Origin of the sequence: Agromyces sp. CCNWLW213, assembly GCF_037199545.1 — a bacterium.
In the GTDB taxonomy this organism is placed as follows: Bacteria; Actinomycetota; Actinomycetes; order Actinomycetales; family Microbacteriaceae; genus Agromyces.
The window spans coordinates 1-21,308 of sequence record NZ_JBBBDX010000012.1 but is presented as its reverse complement, the minus strand read 5'-3'; the positions used below and the strand labels follow the sequence as shown (position 1 = coordinate 21,308).

Annotated in this window: 23 protein-coding genes, 1 rRNA gene and 1 riboswitch; of the genes, 9 read left to right on the top strand and 15 right to left on the bottom strand. The window is 74.0% G+C overall.

Features of this window, described 5'->3' with window-relative positions; all coding sequences use genetic code 11:
* The first annotated feature begins 46 nt into the window (after positions 1 to 46).
* Positions 47 to 1,708 (top strand): dolichyl-phosphate-mannose--protein mannosyltransferase, encoded by a 1,662-nt coding sequence (locus WBQ80_RS16485; RefSeq protein WP_336573220.1) that lies wholly within the window; start codon positions 47 to 49, stop codon positions 1,706 to 1,708.
* Positions 1,705 to 2,703: a YeiH family protein gene (locus WBQ80_RS16480; protein ID WP_336573219.1), complete on the top strand. Its 999-nt coding sequence runs from the start codon at positions 1,705 to 1,707 to the stop codon at positions 2,701 to 2,703. The genes WBQ80_RS16485 and WBQ80_RS16480 overlap by 4 nt, the downstream gene beginning before the upstream one ends.
* Here WBQ80_RS16480 and WBQ80_RS16475 read toward each other — a convergent pair.
* The 7 genes from WBQ80_RS16475 to WBQ80_RS16445 form a co-directional block, all read right to left on the bottom strand.
* Positions 2,679 to 3,728: an NAD(P)-dependent alcohol dehydrogenase gene (locus tag WBQ80_RS16475; protein WP_336573218.1), complete on the bottom strand. Its 1,050-nt coding sequence runs from the start codon at positions 3,726 to 3,728 to the stop codon at positions 2,679 to 2,681. The genes WBQ80_RS16480 and WBQ80_RS16475 overlap by 25 nt on opposite strands.
* Positions 3,725 to 4,723, bottom strand: coding sequence for an NAD(P)-dependent alcohol dehydrogenase (locus WBQ80_RS16470; protein WP_336573217.1), 999 nt, complete (start codon positions 4,721 to 4,723; stop codon positions 3,725 to 3,727). Before WBQ80_RS16470 ends, WBQ80_RS16475 begins: the two co-directional genes overlap by 4 nt.
* Positions 4,720 to 4,956, bottom strand: coding sequence for a helix-turn-helix transcriptional regulator (locus tag WBQ80_RS16465; RefSeq protein ID WP_336573216.1), 237 nt, complete (start codon positions 4,954 to 4,956; stop codon positions 4,720 to 4,722). Before WBQ80_RS16465 ends, WBQ80_RS16470 begins: the two co-directional genes overlap by 4 nt.
* A complete protein-coding gene (locus WBQ80_RS16460; RefSeq protein ID WP_336573215.1) occupies positions 4,950 to 5,381 on the bottom strand; it encodes a hypothetical protein in 432 nt (143 codons plus the stop codon). Before WBQ80_RS16460 ends, WBQ80_RS16465 begins: the two co-directional genes overlap by 7 nt.
* A 219-nt stretch (positions 5,382 to 5,600) precedes the next feature.
* Positions 5,601 to 5,930 (bottom strand): DMT family transporter, encoded by a 330-nt coding sequence (locus tag WBQ80_RS16455; RefSeq protein WP_336573213.1) that lies wholly within the window; start codon positions 5,928 to 5,930, stop codon positions 5,601 to 5,603.
* Positions 5,931 to 5,941: 11 nt separating this feature from the next.
* A riboswitch (guanidine-III (ykkC-III) riboswitch) is annotated at positions 5,942 to 6,008 on the bottom strand.
* A gap of 71 nt (positions 6,009 to 6,079) precedes the next feature.
* Positions 6,080 to 7,252, bottom strand: coding sequence for an FAD-dependent oxidoreductase (locus tag WBQ80_RS16450; RefSeq protein ID WP_336573212.1), 1,173 nt, complete (start codon positions 7,250 to 7,252; stop codon positions 6,080 to 6,082).
* Positions 7,249 to 7,572: an antibiotic biosynthesis monooxygenase family protein gene (locus WBQ80_RS16445; RefSeq protein WP_336573211.1), complete on the bottom strand. Its 324-nt coding sequence runs from the start codon at positions 7,570 to 7,572 to the stop codon at positions 7,249 to 7,251. Before WBQ80_RS16445 ends, WBQ80_RS16450 begins: the two co-directional genes overlap by 4 nt.
* A gap of 118 nt (positions 7,573 to 7,690) precedes the next feature.
* Here WBQ80_RS16445 and WBQ80_RS16440 point away from each other — a divergent pair, with 118 nt between their 5' ends.
* The 4 genes from WBQ80_RS16440 (at position 7,691) to WBQ80_RS16425 (ending at position 11,322) form a co-directional block, all read left to right on the top strand.
* Positions 7,691 to 8,251, top strand: coding sequence for a cysteine hydrolase family protein (locus tag WBQ80_RS16440; protein WP_337282612.1), 561 nt, complete (start codon positions 7,691 to 7,693; stop codon positions 8,249 to 8,251).
* Between the two features lie 122 nt (positions 8,252 to 8,373).
* Positions 8,374 to 9,291 (top strand): hypothetical protein, encoded by a 918-nt coding sequence (locus WBQ80_RS16435; protein WP_336573510.1) that lies wholly within the window; start codon positions 8,374 to 8,376, stop codon positions 9,289 to 9,291.
* A gap of 85 nt (positions 9,292 to 9,376) precedes the next feature.
* Positions 9,377 to 10,702 (top strand): O-acetylhomoserine aminocarboxypropyltransferase/cysteine synthase family protein, encoded by a 1,326-nt coding sequence (locus WBQ80_RS16430; protein ID WP_336573509.1) that lies wholly within the window; start codon positions 9,377 to 9,379, stop codon positions 10,700 to 10,702.
* A complete protein-coding gene (locus WBQ80_RS16425; protein ID WP_336573508.1) occupies positions 10,699 to 11,322 on the top strand; it encodes a CoA-binding protein in 624 nt (207 codons plus the stop codon). Before WBQ80_RS16430 ends, WBQ80_RS16425 begins: the two co-directional genes overlap by 4 nt.
* Positions 11,323 to 11,334: 12 nt before the next feature.
* On the opposite strand, the gene WBQ80_RS16420 is transcribed toward WBQ80_RS16425, so the two are convergent.
* Positions 11,335 to 11,892 carry a GNAT family N-acetyltransferase gene (locus tag WBQ80_RS16420; RefSeq protein ID WP_336573507.1) on the bottom strand — a complete coding sequence of 186 codons (558 nt, stop codon included), beginning with the start codon at positions 11,890 to 11,892 and terminating at the stop codon, positions 11,335 to 11,337.
* Positions 11,893 to 12,073: 181 nt separating this feature from the next.
* On the opposite strand from WBQ80_RS16420, the gene WBQ80_RS16415 reads away from it, so the two are divergent.
* Together WBQ80_RS16415 and WBQ80_RS16410 are read left to right on the top strand one after the other, a co-directional pair.
* A complete protein-coding gene (locus WBQ80_RS16415; RefSeq protein WP_336573506.1) occupies positions 12,074 to 13,450 on the top strand; it encodes an L-serine ammonia-lyase in 1,377 nt (458 codons plus the stop codon).
* Positions 13,451 to 13,521: 71 nt separating this feature from the next.
* Complete coding sequence (locus WBQ80_RS16410) at positions 13,522 to 13,713, top strand: hypothetical protein (RefSeq protein WP_336573505.1); 192 nt, start codon at positions 13,522 to 13,524, stop codon at positions 13,711 to 13,713.
* A gap of 51 nt (positions 13,714 to 13,764) precedes the next feature.
* Here the strand turns inward: WBQ80_RS16410 and WBQ80_RS16405 are convergent, their stop codons facing one another.
* The 4 genes from WBQ80_RS16405 to WBQ80_RS16390 form a co-directional block, all read right to left on the bottom strand.
* Positions 13,765 to 14,247 (bottom strand): rhodanese-like domain-containing protein, encoded by a 483-nt coding sequence (locus WBQ80_RS16405; RefSeq protein ID WP_336573504.1) that lies wholly within the window; start codon positions 14,245 to 14,247, stop codon positions 13,765 to 13,767.
* Between the two features lie 97 nt (positions 14,248 to 14,344).
* A complete protein-coding gene (locus WBQ80_RS16400; RefSeq protein WP_336573503.1) occupies positions 14,345 to 15,628 on the bottom strand; it encodes a M18 family aminopeptidase in 1,284 nt (427 codons plus the stop codon).
* A 31-nt stretch (positions 15,629 to 15,659) separates the two neighbouring features.
* Positions 15,660 to 16,595 carry a DnaJ domain-containing protein gene (locus WBQ80_RS16395; protein ID WP_336573502.1) on the bottom strand — a complete coding sequence of 312 codons (936 nt, stop codon included), beginning with the start codon at positions 16,593 to 16,595 and terminating at the stop codon, positions 15,660 to 15,662.
* A gap of 131 nt (positions 16,596 to 16,726) precedes the next feature.
* Positions 16,727 to 18,316 carry a DUF7059 domain-containing protein gene (locus WBQ80_RS16390; RefSeq protein WP_336573501.1) on the bottom strand — a complete coding sequence of 530 codons (1,590 nt, stop codon included), beginning with the start codon at positions 18,314 to 18,316 and terminating at the stop codon, positions 16,727 to 16,729.
* Positions 18,317 to 18,462: 146 nt separating this feature from the next.
* On the opposite strand from WBQ80_RS16390, the gene WBQ80_RS16385 reads away from it, so the two are divergent.
* A complete protein-coding gene (locus tag WBQ80_RS16385; RefSeq protein ID WP_336573500.1) occupies positions 18,463 to 18,795 on the top strand; it encodes a hypothetical protein in 333 nt (110 codons plus the stop codon).
* Between the two features lie 19 nt (positions 18,796 to 18,814).
* Here WBQ80_RS16385 and WBQ80_RS16380 read toward each other — a convergent pair whose 3' ends face one another.
* The 3 genes from WBQ80_RS16380 to rrf form a co-directional block, all read right to left on the bottom strand.
* On the bottom strand, positions 18,815 to 19,210 hold the full coding sequence (locus WBQ80_RS16380; protein WP_336573499.1) for a DUF3054 domain-containing protein: 396 nt from the start codon (positions 19,208 to 19,210) through the stop codon (positions 18,815 to 18,817).
* A 16-nt stretch (positions 19,211 to 19,226) separates the two neighbouring features.
* Positions 19,227 to 21,140: a thioredoxin domain-containing protein gene (locus WBQ80_RS16375; protein ID WP_336573498.1), complete on the bottom strand. Its 1,914-nt coding sequence runs from the start codon at positions 21,138 to 21,140 to the stop codon at positions 19,227 to 19,229.
* Between the two features lie 95 nt (positions 21,141 to 21,235).
* A 5S ribosomal RNA gene (gene rrf / locus WBQ80_RS17030) occupies positions 21,236 to 21,308 on the bottom strand; the annotation flags it as partial.

The window sequence follows — 21,308 nt, the reverse complement described above, 5'->3', positions numbered from 1 at the left end:
GTCTGACGCACCGACGCCGCCGAGGGGCGCGGCTACAGTGGGGCGCATGGGTGCGAACGGGGTCGACGCGGAGGCGCGCGGCGCGACATCCGACGACCCGGAGTGGCCGCTGCCGAACCGCGATCCGGCACCCGCGGAGGACGGGCCCGTCCCCGAGCCGCGCGGGTCGCGCCTCGACGAGCGGTGGGCCCGCCTGCTGCGAACGCACCGACGCCGCGCGATCTGGTACTGGGGCGGGCCGGTCCTCGTGACCCTGCTCGCCGCCGTGCTGCGGTTCTGGAACCTCGGCACCCCGCACGCCGTCGTCTTCGACGAGACGTACTACGTCAAGGACGCCTGGACCCTCATCGCGAACGGCTACGAGTCCGCGTGGCCCGACGGCGCGAACGAGGACTTCGCGCGCGGCGACACCGACATGTACCTCGACGACCCGTCGTACGTGGTCCACCCGCCGCTCGGCAAGTGGATGGTCGGGCTCGGCATGGCCCTCTTCGGCGCCGACAGCGCGTTCTGGTGGCGGGCCTCGACGGCGCTCGCGGGCGTCGTCGCGGTCTTCGCGCTGACCATGGTCGGGCGCATCCTCTTCCGGTCGACCACGCTCGCCGTGATCGCCGGCCTGCTCCTCGCGGTCGACGGCAATGCGATCGTCATGAGCCGCGTGGCGCTCCTCGACAACTGGGTCATGCTCTTCTGCCTGCTGGGCTTCTGGTTCGTGCTGCTCGATCGGTCGCCGACATCCGAACGGTTCGCGACGCGCCTGGCGGCCCTGCGCGAGGCGGGCCGGGATCCGCACGCCGGACCGGTGGTGTGGGCCCGGCCGTGGGTGGTCGCCGCGGGCGTCGCGTTCGGCGCGGCGATCGCGGTCAAGTGGTCGGGCCTCTACTTCCTGGCCGCCGTCGGCATCTTCCTCGTGCTGGTCGACGCCGTCGCGCGTCGTCGGGCGGGCCTCCCGTTCTTCGTCCAGGGCGCGGTACTCAAGCAGGGTCCGGCGACGTTCCTCCTGCTGGTCCCGGTCGCCGCCGCCACCTACCTCGCCTCGTGGACGGGCTGGCTGGTCACGTCCGGCGGCTACTACCGCGACTGGGCCGACCAGCCGGGGAACGCGGCCACGGGGTTCTGGTCGTGGATGCCGCATCCGCTGCAGAGCCTGTGGCACTACCACCAGGCCGCGTACGGCTATCACGTGGGCGTCCGCAGCGAGCACCCCTGGGAGGCGAACCCGCTCACCTGGCCCCTCATGCTCCGGCCGACGAACATGTACATCGCCGACACCACGGGCTGCGGTGCCGACGAGTGCGTCGCATCGATCATCGGCATCGCCAACCCGCTCATCTGGTGGGGCGGCACCCTCGCCGTCGCCTACCTGGTGTACCGCTTCGCGCGGTACCGGGAGTGGCAGGCCGGGGCGATCCTCGTCGGCATCGTCGGCGGCTACCTGCCCTGGCTGCTGTACGTGGAGCGGACCGTCTTCCACTTCTACACGATCGCGTACGAGCCCTACGTGGTGCTCGCGCTCGTGTACGTGCTGGGACTCGTGCTCGGCCGCCCGGACGACGTCCGATGGCGGCGGCAGCAGGGCATCGCGACGGTCGCCGTCTTCCTCGCGGTCGTGCTCATGGTCTCGGCGTTCTTCTACCCGATCTGGAGCGCGGTCCCGACGACGCCGGAGTTCCGGCAGCTGCACTTCTGGCTGCCGGGGTGGGGATGACGACCGCCCACGGGTGGCGCGAGCGGATGCCGGGCCTCGGCGTCGCGGCGCTCGCGGCCGTGGTCGCGTGGCTCGTGCATCTCGCGGCGCCGGTCGTGCCGCTCCTCACGGTCGCGGTCGCCGCGGGCATCGTGGCCGGCCAGGTGCCGTGGATGCGCCCGCGCCTCGACGGACCGCTGCATCCGGGGCTCGCGTTCAGCGCGCGCACGCTGCTCCGCGCCGGCATCGTGCTGCTCGGGCTGAAGCTCGGCCTCGGCGACATCGCCGCGCTCGGATGGGTCACGGTGCTCACCACGGTCGGCGTGGTCGTACTGACGTTCGGCGGCACCTGGTGGCTCGGCCGGGCCCTCGGCCTGCCGGGGCGCGAGCCGCTGCTCGTGGCGAGCGGGTTCGCGATCTGCGGTGCGTCCGCGATCGGCGCGATGGGCGCCGCGGTGCGGGCGCGCCACGAGGAGCAGGCGGTGCCGGTGGCGCTCGTCACGCTGTGCGGCACGCTCGCGATCGCGGTGCTGCCCGCGCTGTGGCATCCGCTGGGCCTCACCGCCCCGGAGTTCGGGCACTGGGTCGGCGCGGGCGTGCACGACGTCGGCCAGGTCGTCGCGACGGCGCAGGTCGCGGGCGCGTCGGCGCTCGCGGTCGCGGTGGTCGTGAAGCTCACGCGCGTGCTGCTGCTCGCGCCGATGGTCGCCATCGCAGCCGGCGTCGAGCGGCGACGGGCGTCGGATGCCGCGGGCCCGCGTCCCGCGATCGTTCCCCTGTTCGTCGTGGGCTTCGTCGTCGCGGTGCTGCTCCGCACCTTCGTGCCGCTGCCCGAGGAACTGCTCGCCGGAGCGGACCTCGTGCAGACGACCCTGCTCGCGATGGCGCTGTTCGCGCTCGGCGCGTCGATCCGCGTCGGCGCGCTCCTGCACACCGGCTGGCGCGCGCTCGTCGTGGGCGTGTCGTCGTGGACGCTCGTCGCGGTGCTCGCCTACGGCGCGGTGCTGCTCGGCTGAGCGTCGTCGGCCCGGTCGGCGGCCGCCCTCGCCGCGGCATCCCTCGTCTCGTCGTCGCCGCGCACCCGGATCGCGACCTTGCCGCGGACCGAGCCCGACGCGAGCCGGGCGAACGCCTCGGGCGCGCGGTCGATCGGGAACACCTCGTCGACGACCGGCCGCAGCCGCCCCGCCTCGGCATGGGCGCGGAGCACGTCGAGGTCCTCGCCGCTGCGCCGCACCACCAGGGGCTTCAGCCGCTGCCGCGTGAACGGCGACCGGAGCGCCGCGGCCGCGAGCCGCGGGATCGGGCCGAGCAGGCGGGATCCGGTGCCGGACGAGAGCACGAGCGTGCCGCGCGGTGCGATGATCCGCTGCAGCGCGCGGATCGACCGGTCCGCGACCAGGTCGAACACGACGTCGTAGACGGCGTCGCCGGCCGTGACGTCCTCGGTGCGGTAGTCGATCACGCGGGTCGCGCCTGCGGCGAGCACGTGGTCGGCCTTGACCGCGCTCGCGACGCCCGTCACCTCGGCGCCGAGCGCGGCCGCGAGCTGCACCGCGTACGTGCCGACGCCCCCGGATGCACCGATCACGAGCACGCGGTCGCCGGGTCCGACGCCCGCGAGGCGCATCCCCTGCAGCGCGGTCGTCCCCGAGACCGGGATGACGGCGGCGTGCACGTCGTCGAGGTTCGCGGGCGCGCGACGCACGTACGCGGCATCCATCACGGCGGTCTCGGCGAAGCCGCCCTGATCGGACTCGGCGAACACGCGGTCGCCGACCGCGAGCGTCGTGACGCCCTCGCCGACCGCGGTGACCGTGCCGACGAGGTCGCGACCCACGGGCCGCCGGGGCCGTTTCCGGCCGAAGGCGGCGCGGAGGACGAGCGGCTCGCCGCGCATGATCCACACGTCGCCCGCGTGGAGGCCGGCCGCGTCGACCGCGATCGCGACCTCTCCCTTGCCCGGCGGCGCCGGATCGGGCACCTCGGCGACGGCGAGGACCTCGGGCCCTCCGTAGGCGTGCTGGACGACGGCTCTCATGATGCCTCCTGGTGCTCGAGCACGGGCGTGATGGCGACGGTGCCGGCCTTGTGGCCGGTGTCGACGATGCGGTGCGCCTCGGCGACGTCGTCGAGCGGGAGCACCCGCTCGATGATCGGGGTGAACCGGCCGGACGCGGCGAGCGCGGCGAGCTCCTCGAGGTCGGGGCGCTTGGCGTCGGCCGACCTGAGCCCGGTGAACATGATGACGGCGCGGCGACGGCCGAGCCGCGACGTGAGCTGCTGGAGCATGATCGCCCAAGACGGCACGGTCGTGAGGTACCGCCCGCGGTCGGCGAGCACGTGTCGCGCCCGGCGGAAGCTGCTCGCGCCGACCGCGTCGAACACGACGTCGTAGCTCGCGCCGGTACCCGGTCGGACCGGATCGCCCTGCCCGTAGTCGATGACGCGGTGCGCGCCCAGCGACGCGACGAGCTCGACGTGCGCGGGCCCGCACACCCCCGTCACCTCGGCGTCGAGCCGCCGGGCCAGCTGCACGGCCGCCGAGCCGACGGCACCGGAGGCGCCGATCACGAGCACCCGCATGCCGGTCCGCAGACCTCCTCCGTCGCGCAGGAAGGGCAGCGCGGTCATCGCGCCGTCGCAGATGGCGACCGCCGCCTCGACGGCGACGTCGTCGGACAGCGGCACGATCGCGCCCCGTTCGCCGACGATGATCGCCTCGGCGTGCGCGCCGCCGTCGGCGCCGGTCGCGCCGAACACCCGGTCGCCCGCGGCGAAGCGCGCGACGCCGGGGCCGACCGCGTCGACCACGCCGGCGAAGTCCGAGCCGAGCACCGCGTTCCGCGGCCTGCGGAGGCCGAACGCGAGGCGGGCGAACCAGGGCGAGCCGGCCCGCCCCGCGGCATCCGACGAGCCGACGGATGCCGCGTGCACCCGCACTCGCACCTCACCGGGGCCCGGCACGGGCTCCTCGCGCTCCTCGACGCCGACGACGTCGGGCGATCCGTACCGGTGGTAGGCGGCGATCCTCATGATGCCGACTCCTCTGCCTCGTAGGGGTACTGGAACACGTCGTCGAGCGGCACCCCGAACACCCGCGCGATCTGGAAGGCCATCTCGAGCGACGGCGAGTAGCGCCCCTGCTCGATGGCGATGACGGTCTGGCGGGTGACCCCGAGCCGCTGCGCGAGCTCGGCCTGCGTCATCTCGCCGTGCCGGAACCGCAGCGTGCGGATGTCGTTCGTGACCCTCGTCGGCTTCACCATTCGGGCACCCCGCGGCGGTACATCGCGAGCTTCGCCATGCTCCCGAGCACGGCGGAGAGCACGAATCCGAGGTAGATCGCGTTGGCGATCCAGAACCAGTGCACCTGGAGCATCGCCAGCACGAGCGCGCCGATCGCGGCGATGGCGACGAGCGAGTTGCCCACCTGCTCTCCCGCGCGGTCGATCTGCTTGTCGCGCACATCCGCCGTGTGCTCCTCGCCCGGATTCACGACCGCGATCGCGATGCGCGCGACGATGCCGGCGACGATCGCCCCGCCGATGGTCCAGAGCATGGGGATGGCGTAGTCGACCTGCTCGACGGGAGAGCCCCCCAGCAGCTCGGGCAACACGAGCCACAGGTACACCCCGTAGCCGACGATCGCGACCACGAGGAACGACAAGGTGCCCTTCTCCTCGTACGACATGCACGCCTCCCCAGACGATGTGAAAGATGTTTGACACGGCCAGTGTCAACCATTCTCGACACCGTGTCAATCATTTTTTACACATCGGCCGCCGCGCGCGGAGCGCCGTGCCCGCCGGCGCGCGAGGGTATGGCGAACGTCGGCGTCGCCGAGCGTTCGGGGGCGTTCGCCATACCCTCGCCGCAACGCCACGCGACGCCGCACGGCGCGGCGGGGGCGCTAGTGCCCGGCGCCGCCGTCGACGAGCTTGAGCCCCACCACACAGCCGACGAGCCCGGCGATGAGCGCGAGACGGGCCCACGAGACATCCGTCTCACCCGAGACCATCGCCCAGATCACGGTGAGCGCCGCGCCGATGCCGACCCACACCGCGTAGGCGGTGCCGACCGGGATGTCGCGCATCGCCCAGGCGAGCCCGCCCATCGAGAGCACGAGCGTCACGCCGAACACGACCGACGGCCAGAGCTTCGTGAAGCCCTCCGACCTGCCGAGGGCGGTGGCCCACACGGCTTCGAGCACACCGGAGAGGATGAGGACGATCCACGACATGACGGCACTCCTTCGGCCAGTCTTGTCGCGCTCCGGGTACTGGGTTCCCTCGTCCGGGGCCACCCTTCGGCGACCTCCCTCGAGGGTAGCAACGGGGCCTGATCAGGGCCTGTGCAGTCGACGGCGAGCGGATGCCGCGGCGCGCCGCCTCAGCGACCCGCGAGCCCGGTGGGCGACGAGCCCGCCGCGATCGCCCGGTCGGCGGCGAACCGCGCCGGCGCCGGCCCGGAGCCGTCGGCCAGGTCGGCGAGGATGCGCCCGACCACCGGCGTGAACTTGAACCCGTGCCCCGAGAAGCCCGCACCCACGACGAAAGGCCCGATCCGGTCGAGCACGAAGTGCTCGTCGGGGGTGGTCGTGTACGTGCAGCTGATCGGCTCGACCGCGTCGGCGTCGACGCCCGGCAGCCACTCGCGCGCATAGCGCTGCAGGTCGGCGAGCTGGTCCGCGACGGGCAGGAAGTCGCGCGCGTCGGGATCCACGACGGGGCCGACGCCGTGCCATCCGGCCTTCACGCCCTCGCCCGGCGTGAGCATGCCGTACACCGGCGAGCGCCAGTAGTCGTAGCCGTCGGCGGCCGCGCCCGGGAAGTGGTTGTGGCTCGGCCACGGCATCGACGCGTCGCGCACGGCGAAGTGCGCGGGCTGCTCCTGCGTGACCACGAGCCGCGGCAGGGGCGTGCCGCCGAGCAGCTTCGTCGTCCACGCGCCGAGGGTCACGACCGCCGTGCGCGCCTCGAACACCTCCTCGACGCCGGCGTCGGTAACGGATGCCACGCGCACGCGGTCGTCGCCGAGCGGCTCGATGCGCGTGGCCCGCGTGCGGTGCCGCACGTCGGCTCCGTCGGCGGCGGCCGTCGCGTGCAGCGCGGCGATCGCGGCATCCGCGTTCACCCGCCCTGCTCGCTCGTTGAAGAGCACCGTGGTGTCGAAGCGGATGCCGGGCCAGCGGCGCCCCGCGTCCTCGACGGGCAGGAACTCGGCGGGGATGCCGGCAGCGCTGAGCGCCGCGTGCACGGCGTCGAACTGCGGAGCCGGGCCGTGGTTCGCCACGCCGACGAGCTCGAGCAACGACGTGCCGGATTCGGCCTCGAGGTCGCGCCACAGCGGGAGCGCCTCGGCGAGCATCGCGACGTAGACGGGGTCGGCGTACGCGACGTTGAAGTTGCGCGACGCCCCGTGCGAGGCGCCGTTCCGGTGGCCGGGCTCGAACCGCTCGAGCAGCGCGACGTCGCGGCCCCGCCGGGCCAGCTGCCACGCGGTCGCGGCGCCCATCGCGCCGCCGCCGACGACGACGGTCTCGACCCGGGTGACGGCGCTCAACGCGCGCGCTCCGGCCCGGCGGGCGCCACCGCGAGGACCTCGCGGAAGTGCTCCACCACCGGGAACGGCTCGTAGAACCCGTGCAGCAGCTCGCGCCATCGCGCGTAGCCGGCCGAGCCTCGGAAGCCGGGATCGTGGTCCTCGAGGCGCTCCCACTGCACGAGCAGCAGGTACTCGTTCGGGGTCTCGACCGAGCGCGAGAGCGTGAGGTCGACGAAGCCGGGCATCGCGGCGATGATCGCGGTCGCCTCCGCGAAGGCGGCCTCGAACTCGGCCTCGCGTCCGGGGACGACGGGCAGGACGGCGTGCTCGAGGATCACCCGCCCCACGCTACCCGCCGACGTGCGGCGGCGAGCGCGGCATCCGTTGGCAGCCTCTCGCGGAAGAACGGCAGGCCGGACCGCCGCCGATCGCCGGCCCGCGCGCCACGATGGACCCATGGACTTCGACGACACCGCCGCCCTCATCGTGATCGACGTGCAGCAGGGCTTCGACGACCCGTATTGGGGCGAGCGCGACAACCCGGACGCCGAGGCGAACATCGGTCGCCTCGTGCAGGCGTGGGCGGATGCCGCGCGGCCGATCGTGCTCGTCCGGCACGACTCGCGCACGCCCGGGTCGCCCCTCGCGCCCGGCTCCCCCGGCAACGCGTTGAAGCCCGTCGTGGCCGACGCGCCCCACGACCTGTTCGTGACCAAGCACGTCAACTCGGCGTTCTACGGCGAGCCCGACCTGCAGGCGTTCCTCGTGGAGCGCGGGGTGCGGCAGCTCGTCGTCTGCGGCATCCAGACCAACCAGTGCGTCGAGACGACGGCCCGGATGGCGGGCAACCTCGGATACGACGTGACCCTCCCGATCGACGCGACCCACACGTTCGACATGGCGGGCCCCGGCGGGCTCCGCCTGTCGGCCGCGGAGCTCGCCCGCGCGACCGCCGTGAACCTCGACGGCGGCGGGTTCGCACGGGTCGTGTCGACCGACGACGTCGTCGGGGGGTAGCCGCGCGCCCGCCCGTCCTGCGGGGCCGAAGGTCCGTGGACGCCGGGACGCGGCGGGTCTAGCATCGGCCTCGTCCGCCGGCACCGTCCGGTGACGGGGACGTTGGGGGAAGGGCGTCGACCATGGACACGGATGCGCGCGAGCGCGAGCAGGCGGAGGCCTTCGTCGAGGAGGCGGCCGGCAGGGCCGCCCCGGCATGGCACGACGAGGAGGGCGAGCGGGCACGCGCCGAGGCGGCCCGGGAGGACGCCGAACTCGCCCGACACGAGCTCCTCGGCGGCGGGCTGGACCCGGAGCGCCTCGACGCGATCGCCGAGGAGCGCTCGAAGGCCCGGCGGGAACGCGCCGACGACCAGCGGCGGCGCGCGATCGACGCCTCGCGCGAGGTCGCCCGGCGCCTCGCCGAGGTGACGCCGACCATGGTGCTGCCGGACGACCCGATGAACGTCATCATCGACCGGGTCACGTTCATCCGCAGCTTCGCGGGCGGCGGCACGGTCGTCGACTCGCAGGTCGGCTCGCTCGACAGCTGGGCCCGGTACCGGCTCAGCGAATCGGCCGACTCGATCCGGGAGACGGGGACCGGCCGCCTCAGCTTCTTCACCCTGTGGCGCAACCCGCGGACCCAGCCGGTCGTGATGACGGCGGGCGCCCGGCTCGTGGTCAACGCGCACCTGTCGGTCGATGCGGAGTGGAGCGGCGTCGCATCGTGGTTCTTCCCGACCACGGAGGCGCGGGCGACCGTGCGGGCCCGCACGACGGTGTGGTCCATGGACTCGTCCATCCGCTCGATCGTGCACGACCGCATCCTGACCAGCGCGGGCACGACGGGCGGGTTCTTCGGCAGCGACGACAGCAGGTCGATCGCGTTCAACGAGTTCCTGCCCGCGACCGGGGTGTCCGTCCCCGCGCAGGCGTCCATGCTCATCGAGGTCGAGCTGCTGACCGAATGGGTCGCGATGAACGGCTCGGTGCACCTCGACGCCGAGGGCGGGGCGTTCCGGGTCGAGGTGCCGCACCTGATCCTCACCCTGACGTAGCGGCCCGGCCGGCCGGCGGCGGCATCCGTTGCCCTCCGTTACGGCGGCGGGCGGATGCCGCGCGCAGGCGGACTACCGTGGGCCCATGGCAGACCGCGAATACGGCTTCAAGACCCGCGCCATCCACGCGGGCAACATCCCCGACGCCGAGGCGGGCGCCCGCGCGCTCCCGATCTACCAGTCGAGCGCGTTCGTCTTCGACGACACGGCCGACGCCGCGGCGCGCTTCGCGCTGCAGAAGTACGGCAACATCTACTCGCGCCTGGCGAACCCGACGGTCGCGGCGTTCGAGGAGCGCGTCGCGAGCCTCGAGGGCGGCCTCGGCGCGGTCGCGACCGCGAGCGGCCTCGCGGCGCAGTACATCACGTTCGCGAGCCTCGCGGGCACCGGCGACCACATCGTCGCGTCGGCGAACCTCTACGGCGGTTCGATCACCCAGCTGGATGTCACGCTCCGCCGGTTCGGCGTCGAGACCACGTTCGTGCGCTCCTCCGACCCGGCCGACTACGCGCCCGCGATCACCGAGCGCACCAAGGCGATCTTCGTCGAGACCGTCGCGAACCCGTCGGGCGAGATCGCCGACCTCGAGGGGCTCGCCGACGTCGCGCACGCGCACGGCATCCCGCTCATCGTCGACTCGACGATCGCGACGCCGTACCTCAACCGCCCCATCGAGTGGGGAGCCGACCTCGTCACCCACTCCGCGACGAAGTTCCTGGGCGGGCACGGCACGACCCTGGGCGGCGTCGTGGTCGAGTCGGGCCGGTTCGACTGGCACTCCGAGAAGTTCCCGCTGTTCGGCGAGCCCGTGCCGAGCTACGGCGGCCTGCAGTGGTCGGGCAACTTCGGGGAATACGCGTTCCTGACCCGGCTGCGCGCCGAGCAGCTGCGCGACATCGGGCCGGCGCTCGCGCCGCACAGCGCCTTCCTGCTCGCCCAGGGCGTCGAGACGCTGCCGTACCGCATCCAGGCCCACGTCGACAACGCGCGCGTGGTCGCCGAGTGGCTCGACGCCGACCCGCGCATCGAGCGCGTCTTCTGGGCCGGACTCCCCGACCACCCGCACTTCGAGCGCGCCGCGAAGTACCTGCCGAAGGGGCCCGGCTCGGTCTTCAGCTTCGAGGTCAAGGGCGGCCGCGAGGTCGGCCAGACGCTCATCGAATCGGTGAACCTCGCGAGCCACCTCGCCAACATCGGCGACGCGAAGACGCTGATCATCCACCCCGCGTCGACGACGCACGCGCAGCTCACCGACCAGCAGCTCGTCGACGCGGGCGTGCTGCCCGGCGTCGTGCGTCTCTCGGTCGGCATCGAGGATGTCGACGACATCATCGCCGACCTCGACCAGGCGCTGTCCGCGGCGACCGCGGGCCTGGCCGTCGCCGGCGCCACGATCGGAGGCCCCCGATGAGCGCGGCCGCCGAGACGACGACCGCGAGCCGCCTCGAGGCGACGGATGCCGCAACCGGCGACGTCGAGACGGTCCGTCTCGTCAACGGTCTGTCGTGCGAGCTCCCCTCGAGCTCCCCGCTCGCCAAGCTGCTGACGTCGCAGCGCACCTGGATCGGCCCCGACGCGAAGCAGCGGCAGCGCATCCTCAACGACGCGGAGTCCGTCGCGATCGTGGGCGCCTCGCCCAAGCCGCAGCGGTCGAGCTACTTCGTCGGCACGTACCTCCAGCAGTCGAGCGACTATCGCGTGCACTTCGTGAACCCGAACGAGACCGAGATCCTCGGGCAGCCCGCGTACGGGAGCCTGCAGGACCTGCCCGAGGTGCCCGACATCGTCGTGGTGTTCCGTCGCGGAAGCGACATCCCGTCCGTCGTCGACGACGTGGTCGCCGCGGGCGCGAAGACCATCTGGGTGCAGCTCGGCATCTGGAACGAGCAGGCCGCCTACTACGGCGAGGAGCAGGGCCTCACGGTCGTCATGGACCGCTGCATCAAGGTCGAGCACGCCCGCTTCCACGGCGGCCTGCACCTGCTCGGCTTCGACACCGGACAGATCACGAGCCGCCGCGGCGGGCGCTGAGGACTCGCTCGGTCAGGCGGCGTGGGCCGAGCGGCCCGACGCCAGGTCGTCGACGTCGCGCCCGTACGCCCAGATCAGGATGGTCGTGCCGTCGGACCGGCCGAACGTGAACTCGCGTTCGCGGAGGCGCTCGAAGCCGAGGCGCTCGTAGAGGCGCTGGGCCGCGATCATCTGCGGACCCGTGTTGAGCACCACGCGGCGGAGGCCGCGGTGGGCGGCCAGCGCGACGACGTGCTGCACGAGCCGCTCGCCGACGCCGCGGCCGCGGGCGGCCGGCGCGACGCCCAGGAACCGGAAGTCGAGCTCGTCGGCCTCGCGGGCGACGGCCGACATGCGTCGTCCCGCCCGCGGAGTGGTGACCGTGCCGAGCAGCGCACCGGTCGTCGCGTCCTCCGCGACCCACACCTCGTGCTCGCGCGAACGATCGGCGACGGACTCGATCTCGGCGAGGTAGTCGTCGGAGAGCTCGTAGTCGCCGGCGTACGCCTGGCGGACGAGGCGGCCGACCGGGGCGGCCTCGTCGTCGCGCATGAGACGGACGCGCACCCCGGCGGAATCGTTCACGGACATCCGGGCGAGTCTACGCCGCCTCGCCTGTGCGACCGCCGTGGCCGCCCCCTCCGGCCGCGGCGGCCGGCGGGCGCCCGTGCGGCGCGGATCGGCTCGGGATCCGCGACCGTCCCGCGGCTTCGCGCACGAATCTTCGACGGTTCGGCGGAACGGTGCGCGTGCTGCGACGTACGCTGGGTGGGTGACCGCGTTCGTCTCAGCCCTCGACCTGTTCTCGATCGGGATCGGGCCCTCGAGCTCCCACACGGTCGGACCGATGCGGGCGGCCCGGGCCTTCGTCGGGACGCTCGTCGCCGACGGCTCGCTGGAACGGGTGCGGCGCGTGACCTGCTCGCTGTACGGCTCGCTCGGCGCGACCGGGCTGGGCCACGGAACGCCCGACGCGGTCGTGGCCGGCCTCGCGGGGCTCACCCCGCACGACTGCGACCCCGACGACGTGCGCGAAGCATGGTCGCGGCTCGGCGCCTCGGGCGCCGAGGTCCGCCTCGCCGGCCGGCATCCCGTCACGATGACGCAGGCCGACGTCTCGCTCGAACCGCGTACGCGCCTGCCCGGTCACCCGAACGCCATGACGTTGCAGGCCTGGGGCGATGACGACGCCCTTCCGCTCGCCGAGGAGACCTACTACTCCGTCGGCGGCGGCTTCATCCGGCGCGAGGGCGACGCGCCCGAGCAGGCCGAGGCGCTGCGCCATCCGCTGCCCTACTCGACCGCCGCCGAGCTGCTCGACCTGTGCGACGAGCACGGCCTGAGCTTCTGCGACATCGCCCGGCGCAACGAGGTCGCGGTGCACGGCGAGGAGGGCATCGACGCCGGACTCGACGCGATCTGGGCGGCGATGGCCGAGTGCGTCAACCACGGCCTGCACACGGAGGGCGTCCTGCCGGGCATCCTCAAGGTCAAGCGCCGCGCACCCGAGGTGCGACGCCGGCTCGAGGAGTACGACCGCGACGAGCACGTCCGCGACACCTCGACCGAGTGGCTCCACGCGTTCGCGCTCGCCGTGAACGAGGAGAACGCGTCGGGCGGCCGGGTCGTCACCGCGCCGACGAACGGCGCCGCGGGCATCATCCCGGCCGTGGCGCACTACTACCTGCGCTTCGTCCCCGGCGCCGACCGCGCGGGCATCCGGCGCTTCCTCCTCACGGCCGCGGCGATCGCGAGCCTGGTCAAGAAGAACGCGTCGATCTCGGGCGCCGAGGGCGGCTGCCAGGCCGAGGTGGGGTCCGCCTGCGCGATGGCAGCCGGAGCGCTGTGCGCGGTCCTCGGCGGCACGCCGCGTCAGGTCGAGAACGCGGCCGAGATCGCCATGGAGCACCACCTCGGCCTCACGTGCGACCCGGTGGCCGGCCTCGTGCAGGTGCCGTGCATCGAGCGCAACGCCATCGCCGCCTCGACCGCGGTGTCCGCCGCGCGGCTCGCACTGCACGGCGACGGTACGCACGTGGTCTCGCTCGACACGGTCATCGAGACGATGCGCCAGACGGGCATCGACATGATGACGAAGTACAAGGAGACCAGCGAGGGCGGCCTCGCGGTGAACGTCATCGAGTGCTGACGGCCCTCCGGGGCGCCTGTCCCCCGGAATGGTCCCTTCTCGTGACCGGTGCGCTCTGCCAAGGTAACGGGGTGGACCCGAACATCGACCCCGACATCGTCGCCGGCGTGGGCACCTTCGCCCTCCTCATCGGCGCGCTCATCTACCTCGCGACCCTCGCGCTCAGCCTGTGGATCGGCTACCTCATCATGAAGGCGGCGGTGCGCAACGCCCTGCGCGAGCACACGCTGTGGCTCGAGTCCCGTCGGGGCCCGCTGCGCTGACGGATGCCGCGCCGGGGCGCCGGGTGCACCGGGTACGTCGACGGCCGCCGGTCAGCAGGCGCACTCGATCGCGTCCGACGCGGTCTTGACGTTGGTGAGCGGGTCGAGCGGGTGCCGCTCCGTGCCGGCGTCCCGCTCGACCGCGAAGCCCTCGCGCGCCCAGTACTCGAAGCCGCCGAGCATCTCCTTGACCGGGTGGCCGAGGGTCGCGAAGGCGAGCGCGGCGCGTGTGGCGCCGTTGCACCCGGGACCCCAGCAGTAGACGACGACCGGGGTCCCGGGCGCGATCCGCCGGCGGGCGTCGTCCGCGACGCGCCGACCGGGGAGGTGCATCGCGCCGGGGATGCGTCCCGCCTCCCACGCCGCCTCGCTCCGCGTGTCGACGAGCACGAAGCCGGGGTCGCCGGTCGCGAGGGCGCCGGCGACGTCCGACACGTCGGTCTCGAAGCCGAGGCGGGCCCGGAAGTGGCGCACGGCCTCCTCGGGCGCGGCGACGTGGTCGAACAGGGCGGGGGCGGCGCTCGTCGTGGTCATGCCCCGATGCTCGCATCACCGGGCCGCGCGCGACGGCGGGATTCGCGACGACGATGCGCGAGATCCCGCCAACGTGCTCCGGCCGGGGCGCCGGCGATCAGGCTCCCGAGAGGAAGGCCGACAGCGCGCCGCCGAGCGCGGCGAGGTCGTCGACGTGGGCGAGCTCGCGCGCCGAGTGCATCGACAGCAGCGGCGGCCCGACGTCGACCGTGCGGATGCCGAGCCGCGTCGCGGTGAGCGGGCCGATCGTGGAGCCGCAGGGGATGGCGTTGTTCGACACGAATTGCTGCATGCCGACGCCCGCCGTGCGGCACGCCGCCGCCCAGAGCGCGGAGCCCGCGGCATCCGTCGCGTACCGCTGGTTGGCGTTGAGCTTCAGCAGCGGACCCGCGCCGAGCACCGGACGGTTCACGGGATCGTGCCGTTCGGGGTAGTTCGGGTGCACCGCATGGCCGGCATCGCTCGAGACGTGCCAGGATTCGGCGAACGCCCGGCGCCGCTCCTCGACCCCCGCACCCAGGGCCGCACCGATCCGCGTGAGCACGTCGTCGAGGAACGGGCCGCTCGCGCCGGAGCGGGACTCGGAGCCGAGCTCCTCGTGGTCGAAGGCGGCGAGCACGCTCACGTGGCCGGCGTCGGCCGGCGCGTCGAGCAGCGCCGTGAGGCCCGCGTGCACGGAGCTGAGGTTGTCCATCCGCCCCGAGGCGAGGAAGACGTCGCCGCGGCCGAAGCGCGCGGGCGCTGCGGCGTCGACCACGTGCACGTCGTGCCCGACCACCTCCTCGGGTGCGACGCCCGCGAGTCCCGCGAGGTGCGCCACGAGGTCGGCCGGTTCCGGGCCGCCCTCGACGCCCCAGATCGGCTGCACGTGCCGCTGCTTGTCGAGGGTGAGCCCGTCGTTGTTGACGCCCCGGTCCAGGTGGATGGCCAGCTGCGGGATGCGCAGCAGCGGACCCGTCGCGACGAGGTGCTCGACGCCGTCGCGCGTGACGAGCCGGCCGGCGAGGCGCAGCTCGCGGTCGAGCCACGAGTTCAGCAGCGGACCGCCGTAGACCTCGACGTTCGCCTGCGAGAGCCCCGCCGCCGCGCTGGACGGATTCGGCTTGAGCTTGAAGGACGGCGAGTCGGTGTGCGCACCCACGATCCGGAACGGCGTCGTGGGGCCGGCCGTCTCCGGCTGCACCCACGCGATGACCGCTCCGTCGCGGACCACGACGCGGCGTCCGGCGCCGGCCGGCCACGCGTCGCGTTCCTCGAGCCGTTCGAACCCGGCGGCCTCGAGCCGGCGAGCGACCTCGGCGGCGGCGTGGTACGACGACGGCGATGCCGTCACGAATGCGGTGAAGTCCTCGATGTACGCGTCGACGTCAGGCAGGCCCATCCCTCCATCCTCCCCCACGACGCGCGCGAGTTCACGCGAAGCGGATGGTCGCCTGCAGGCGCGCCCGCACCTCCATCGAGTCGACGCCGCCCAGCAGCGGCGACCCGGGGATGCCGTCGCGGATGGCGCTGGCGAGCCGGGACCGCCGCGCGAGGACGATCGCCGCGCCCCGGTTCGTGCCCCCGACCTCGAGCGGCACCGCGGCGTGCTCGTCGGGCACGACCACGATGAGCGCCGTGGGCTTGACCCTCGCCGGCCGGGTGACCGCCTTGGCGCGCGCCGCGAGCGCCCGGATCGGCCGTTCGCCCGCGAGGGCCTCGCCGATCAGCTCTCCGCGCTTGAGGGCGACCGGGCCGCCCCAGTCCTCGGACTGGATCGCGACGAGGCCGGTGGGCCCGAGCACGAGGTGGTCGAGCTTCGGCGGCAGCCCCGGCCCACCCGCGTCCGTCGCGAGGTCGTGCCACACGGTGTAGGCGATGCCGAGCGTCGACAGGGCGCGTGCCGTCTCCTCCTCGGCGAGGGCGTCGGCCAGCACGTGACGGATGTCGCGGGGGGCGCTCCGCACGAGCGCCGGGTCGTACGGGTCGTCGAGGGTGACGCCGCGCCCTGCCCACTCCCGGATGAGCGCCAGGTACTGCTCGCGCGAGAACCCGCCGGGGTGGCCGTACGACCGCGCGAGCGGCCGCGAGTCCCGCCGCGGCCTGGGTGCCGCCGGGGCGAACGGGTCGTGCGGCGCGTCGGACGGCGCCGTGGTCCGGATGCCGCGGTCGAACGCGGCCCGCGCCTCCGGGGTGCCGACGAGCTCCCACGCCGCCTGCACGGCGTGGAAGCGGACCGCGTCGCCGCCGGTGTCGGGATGCGCGTGACGCAGCGCGCGACGGTACGCCTGGCGGAGCTGCGCGGCATCCGCGTCGGCGGGCACGCCGAGGACCTCGTACGGGGAGGCGGAGAGAGGGCTGTCGGGCATGGACTCGCTTTCGGTGGGCGAGCACGAGAATACCGCCGCCGCCCGGAAACGCGCCGAACGCCGGCGGCCGCGGGCACCGGCCGTGGCGGACCGCGCGGGCGCTCGCGACTGCCGGCGAGAGGGACGGACGCTCAGCCGATCGGGCGCAGCATCCCGCCCGCCACGAGTTCGCGCACCGCCGGGGCGAGCTCCTCCCAGAGCTCCGCCGGCTCGACCTCGAGGAGCTGCGCGATCGCGTCGGAGAGCACGCCGAGCGGCAGCTCGCCGTCGGCGGCACCCACCAGCGCCGCGAGTCCGGTGCCGGCGTCGACCGTCCGGCCGAAGCCGCCGCCCTGGTGCAGCAGGATCACCGCGGGTTGCCCGGCGCCCGGCCAGTGGTGGCGCTCCTCGGTGACGTCGGGCGCGACGGCGATGCGGATGGCGCGCAGCCCGACGTCGTCCAGCCCGGCGACGCCGTCCATGGCGGCGAGGCAGTCGGCGAGGTGCCCGGCGAGCCCGCCGGAGCCCGCGCCGAGCGAGCCGTGGAGGCGCTCCGCGCGCGCGAGCCGGGGCCGCTCGTCGGGCGGCGGCATCCGCAGCAGCAGGTACCCGAAGCCGACCGACTCGACGCCCCGCGCCGAGAAGTCGTCGAGCCAGGCGTCGTACAGCGCCTCGAACTGCGGCGTCCCGGGACGCGTTCCGCCGTCGCGGATCCAGGTCTCCGCGTACTCGCCGGGATCCTGCCGCTCACGCTCGACGATCCAGTACTCGAGGCCCGCCCCGGCCGCCCAGCCCGCCACCCGCTCGAGGCCGTCGACGAGGTCGTCGCCGCGGCGCCGGTACTCCCAGTTGCCGAGCAGCTGCGCGATCCCGCCGGGCCGGAGGTGCGCGGCCGTCCCGCGCACGACCGCTTCCACGAGGCCGTCGCCCACCATGCCGCCGTCACGGTATTCGTAGGTCGGGACGCCCTCCCGGCGGGGAGTGATGACGAACGGGGGGTTGGACACGATCCGGTCGAACCGCTCGCCCGGCACCGGGTCGAAGAGGCTTCCGTGCCGCAGTTCGACGCCCGCGATGCCGTTGAGGCGCAGGTTGAGCGCGGCGAAGCCGAGCGCACGAGTGGAGACGTCCGTCGCGACGACCCGGTCGCTGAACCGCGCCGCGTGCATCGCCTGGATGCCGCATCCGGTGCCGAGGTCGAGGGTCGACCGGGCGCGGTCGGGCAGGAGCAGCCCGCTCAACGTGAGCGACGCACCGCCCACGCCGAGCACGTGCTCCTCGGGGAGCGCGCCCCCGGTCGCGAGCTCCCCGGGGTCGGAGGCGATCCACCACTCGCCCTCGCCGGCCGCGTCGGCGAACGCGTACGGCCGCAGGTCGACGCGCGGCACCGCGTCGGGGCCGTCGATCGCGACGAGCCCCAGCCGTTCCGCGCCGTCGAGCCCCAGCGCGGGCAGCGCCGAGGCGAGGGCGGCGGAGGCCACCGGCATGCCGAGCACGAAGCAGCGCACGAGCGTCGCGAGGGCCGCATCGTCGGAGCCCGCCCGCTCGAGGGCGCGCCGCGCGGGCACGCGATGACCGCGTCGCAGCGCCGCGCCCGGGTGCGTGCCGTCGATCGCCGCCCCGCGCTCCCACAGCGCGTCGACGGTGGCGACGGTGAATCCTGAGGCGGCCAGGTCGGCGGCGAGGGCGTCGACCGTCGCAGGATCAGGTCCGTCGTCGGCGCGCGCGGGGTCGGTGCTCACCGCCCCATTCAACCAGCCGGTCCCCCGTTCCCGGATCGTCACCCGCGCGACATCCGGCCGCCATGCCCGGAGTCGGCGTGTAACCCGGCCGACACATGCGCCGCGTACCGTCGGTTACCATCGGACGAGCGAGGGGAGGTCGCACCATGGCGGAGCCGTCGACGCTGGAACGCCTGCGTCAGGACGCACGCGATGAGCTCGCCGCGCTCATCGAGCTGCGCTGCCGCATGGGCGAGGACCCGTGGACCTTCCTGCCCGAGCTGCCCTCGGTCGACGAGCAGGTCGTGGCGACGCTCCGCGAGGAACGGCTGCACTCCGAGCGGTGGAGCCCGGCGCGCGCCCGCGCCTACCATCCGACCGCGCGCCGGGGAGACGTCGCGCGGTTCGAGTTCGAGGTGCTGCGCGACATCGCCCTCGATCACCCCGAGCTGAGCAGCGCCGTCTGGAGCATGCTCGAGCGCGTTCCGTCGACCTGGTGAGCGCCGTCCCGCTCGTGCGTCAGCGCACGAGACGGAGCGCACGCCTTCGCGTGACGAGCGCGAGCGCGGCACGCCAGCCGACGATGAGCACCGCGAGGCTCAGCGTCGCGACGACGATGAAGGGCATCGCCGTGCCCTGGCCGGTCGCGGTGCGGAGCACCATGCCGATGACGACGGCGCCGAGCCAGGCGGCGACGCCCGTCGGCCATGCCGCGAAGGGACGACGCCAGCCGAGCGCGGCGACCCACCCGACGGCGCCGCCTGCGAGGAACGGCCACGCCGTGCGCCACACCCCGGAGAGGTCGAGCCCCTCGGCGTGACTGGACCGGCCCGCGACCGCGAACGCGACCACGAGCAGCGCATCGACGGCCGCCGCGATCGCGACGACGGCTGCGCTGGGGCGGTTCGAGGGCATCCGTCCATGGTACGGATCAGGCCGGGGGCCGGCCGATCGCCGCGAGGCCGTCGGCGCTCGTCACGGGGAGCGCGCAGACGAACGCGCGGCACAGGTACGCCGCCCCGCGCCCGTCGCGAGCGCGTCGCTCCTCGAAGAGCTCGAACCCCGCGGCCGCGAAGGCCTCGGCCTGCTCGTCGGTCACGATCGCCGAGACGGATGCCGGCTGCCGACGGGCGGCGCGCAGCAGCGCCTCGCCCTCCGCCTCAGCGTCCTCTCGGCCCGCGGAGACGTCTCCGCGGCGGCCTCCCGGCAGGACCGTGACCAGCTGCACGAGCGGCGCCGCGAGGCGGGCCATCACCTCCAGGGAGCCGCCGAATGCGATGGGGCGCTCGGTCGCGATGCCGCCGACCGATCGCATCGCCCGCTCGGCGAGCATCCGGTAGCGGTCCCCGGCCCCGAGCGCGTACAACTCGAACGCCGCCGCCGCGCACGCCGTGACGCCCGACGGGGTCGCGCCCTCCGCCGGATCGGCCGGGAGGGCCAATCCGCGGGCGGCGAGCACGGGGTCCGGCCCGGCGGGCGCGGCGAACGGGACGTCCGCATCCCGGGGCGCAGCCGCGGACGCCGCATCGACGAGGTCGCGCGCAGCGACGGCGTACCGCACCTCGCCGCAGGCCATCGCGAGTCGGAGCAGGCCTCCGGCGAGCATGCCGGCGTCCTCGAGCGTCGCCACCGCGTCCGAGAGCTCGCCGTCGAGCGAAGCGCGCGCGAGGCGGCCGTCGGGGCCGAGATGCGTCTTCAGCACGAAGTCCGCCGCCCGCCTCGCGGAGGTGATCGCGCGGGCGTCGGCGAAGACCGAGCCCGCTCGTGCGAGCGCGCCGATGGCCAGGCCGTTCCATCCGGTGAGCACCTTCTCGTCGAGTGCCGGCGGTTCGAGCTCGGCTCGGCCGGAGGCGTCCCTGCGGTAGTAGCCGCCTTCGCTGCGCCGGCCGTCGATGACGCTCTCCGAGTCCTGGGCGCTCGCGAACCCGCCGCTGGGAAGCTGCATCCGCTCGGTGAGGAAGTCGATCAGTCCGTCGGCGAGCGACTCCGTGAACGTCGGCGCGTCGGCTCCCGTCCCGAGCTCGGCGGCGACCGCGAGCAGGAGCGCGTTGTCGGTGAGCATGCGCTCGTAGTGCGGGTCGCTCCAATCGGCCTGCGTGGCGTATCGGAAGAAGCCGCCCTCGACCGGATCCCGCAGCGGTGAGGCGCCCATGCGCCGGAGCGTGCGCGCCGCGAGCTCGCGTGCGTCGCCGCCCAGGTGCGCGAGGAACCCGAGCACGGGCGCGACGGGGAACTTCGGCGCACCACCGAAGCCGCCGAATCGCCGATCCTCCGCCTGGGCGAGGTTCTCCGCCGCGGTCCGGAGCGCGACCTCGTCGGGCAGGTCGCCGCTCGTCCGGGCGACGGATGCCGCGGCGAGGGCCTCGCCGACGGCGTCGGCCGTCAGGTCGAGGTCGCCGCGGCGTTCGCGCCAGGACTCGTCGACCGCGGCGAGCACGTCGGCGAACGACGGGACGCCCTGGATCGGGCGCGGCGGGAAGTAGGTGCCGGCGTAGAAGGCACGGCCGTCCGGGCGGGTGAACACCGTGAGGGGCCAGCCCAGCTCTCGCGTGAAGGCGGAGGCCGCGGCCAGGTAGCTCGCGTCGACGTCCGGGTGCTCCTCGCGATCGACCTTGATCGACACGAACCGGTCGTTGAGGACCCGGGCGATCTCGGGGTCGCTGAAGCTCTCGCGCGCCATCACGTGGCACCAGTGGCACGTCGCGTACCCGATCGAGACGAGGACGGGGACGTCACGACGGCGGGCTTCGTCGAATGCGGCGTCGCCCCACGGGAACCAGTCGACGGGATTCTCCGAGTGGGCGCGGAGGTACGGACTGAGTGCGGCGCCGAGTCGGTTCCCCATCGACCCAGCGTAGGCTCCCCCCGCGCCCGCGGCAGACCCACGAGGGTGAAATGCAGAAGAGCCGCCCAACTCTGGGCGGCTCTTCCGTGAAGAATGTCCGGCGGTGTCCTACTCTCCCACAGGGTCGCCCCTGCAGTACCATCGGCGCTGCGAGTCTTAGCTTCCGGG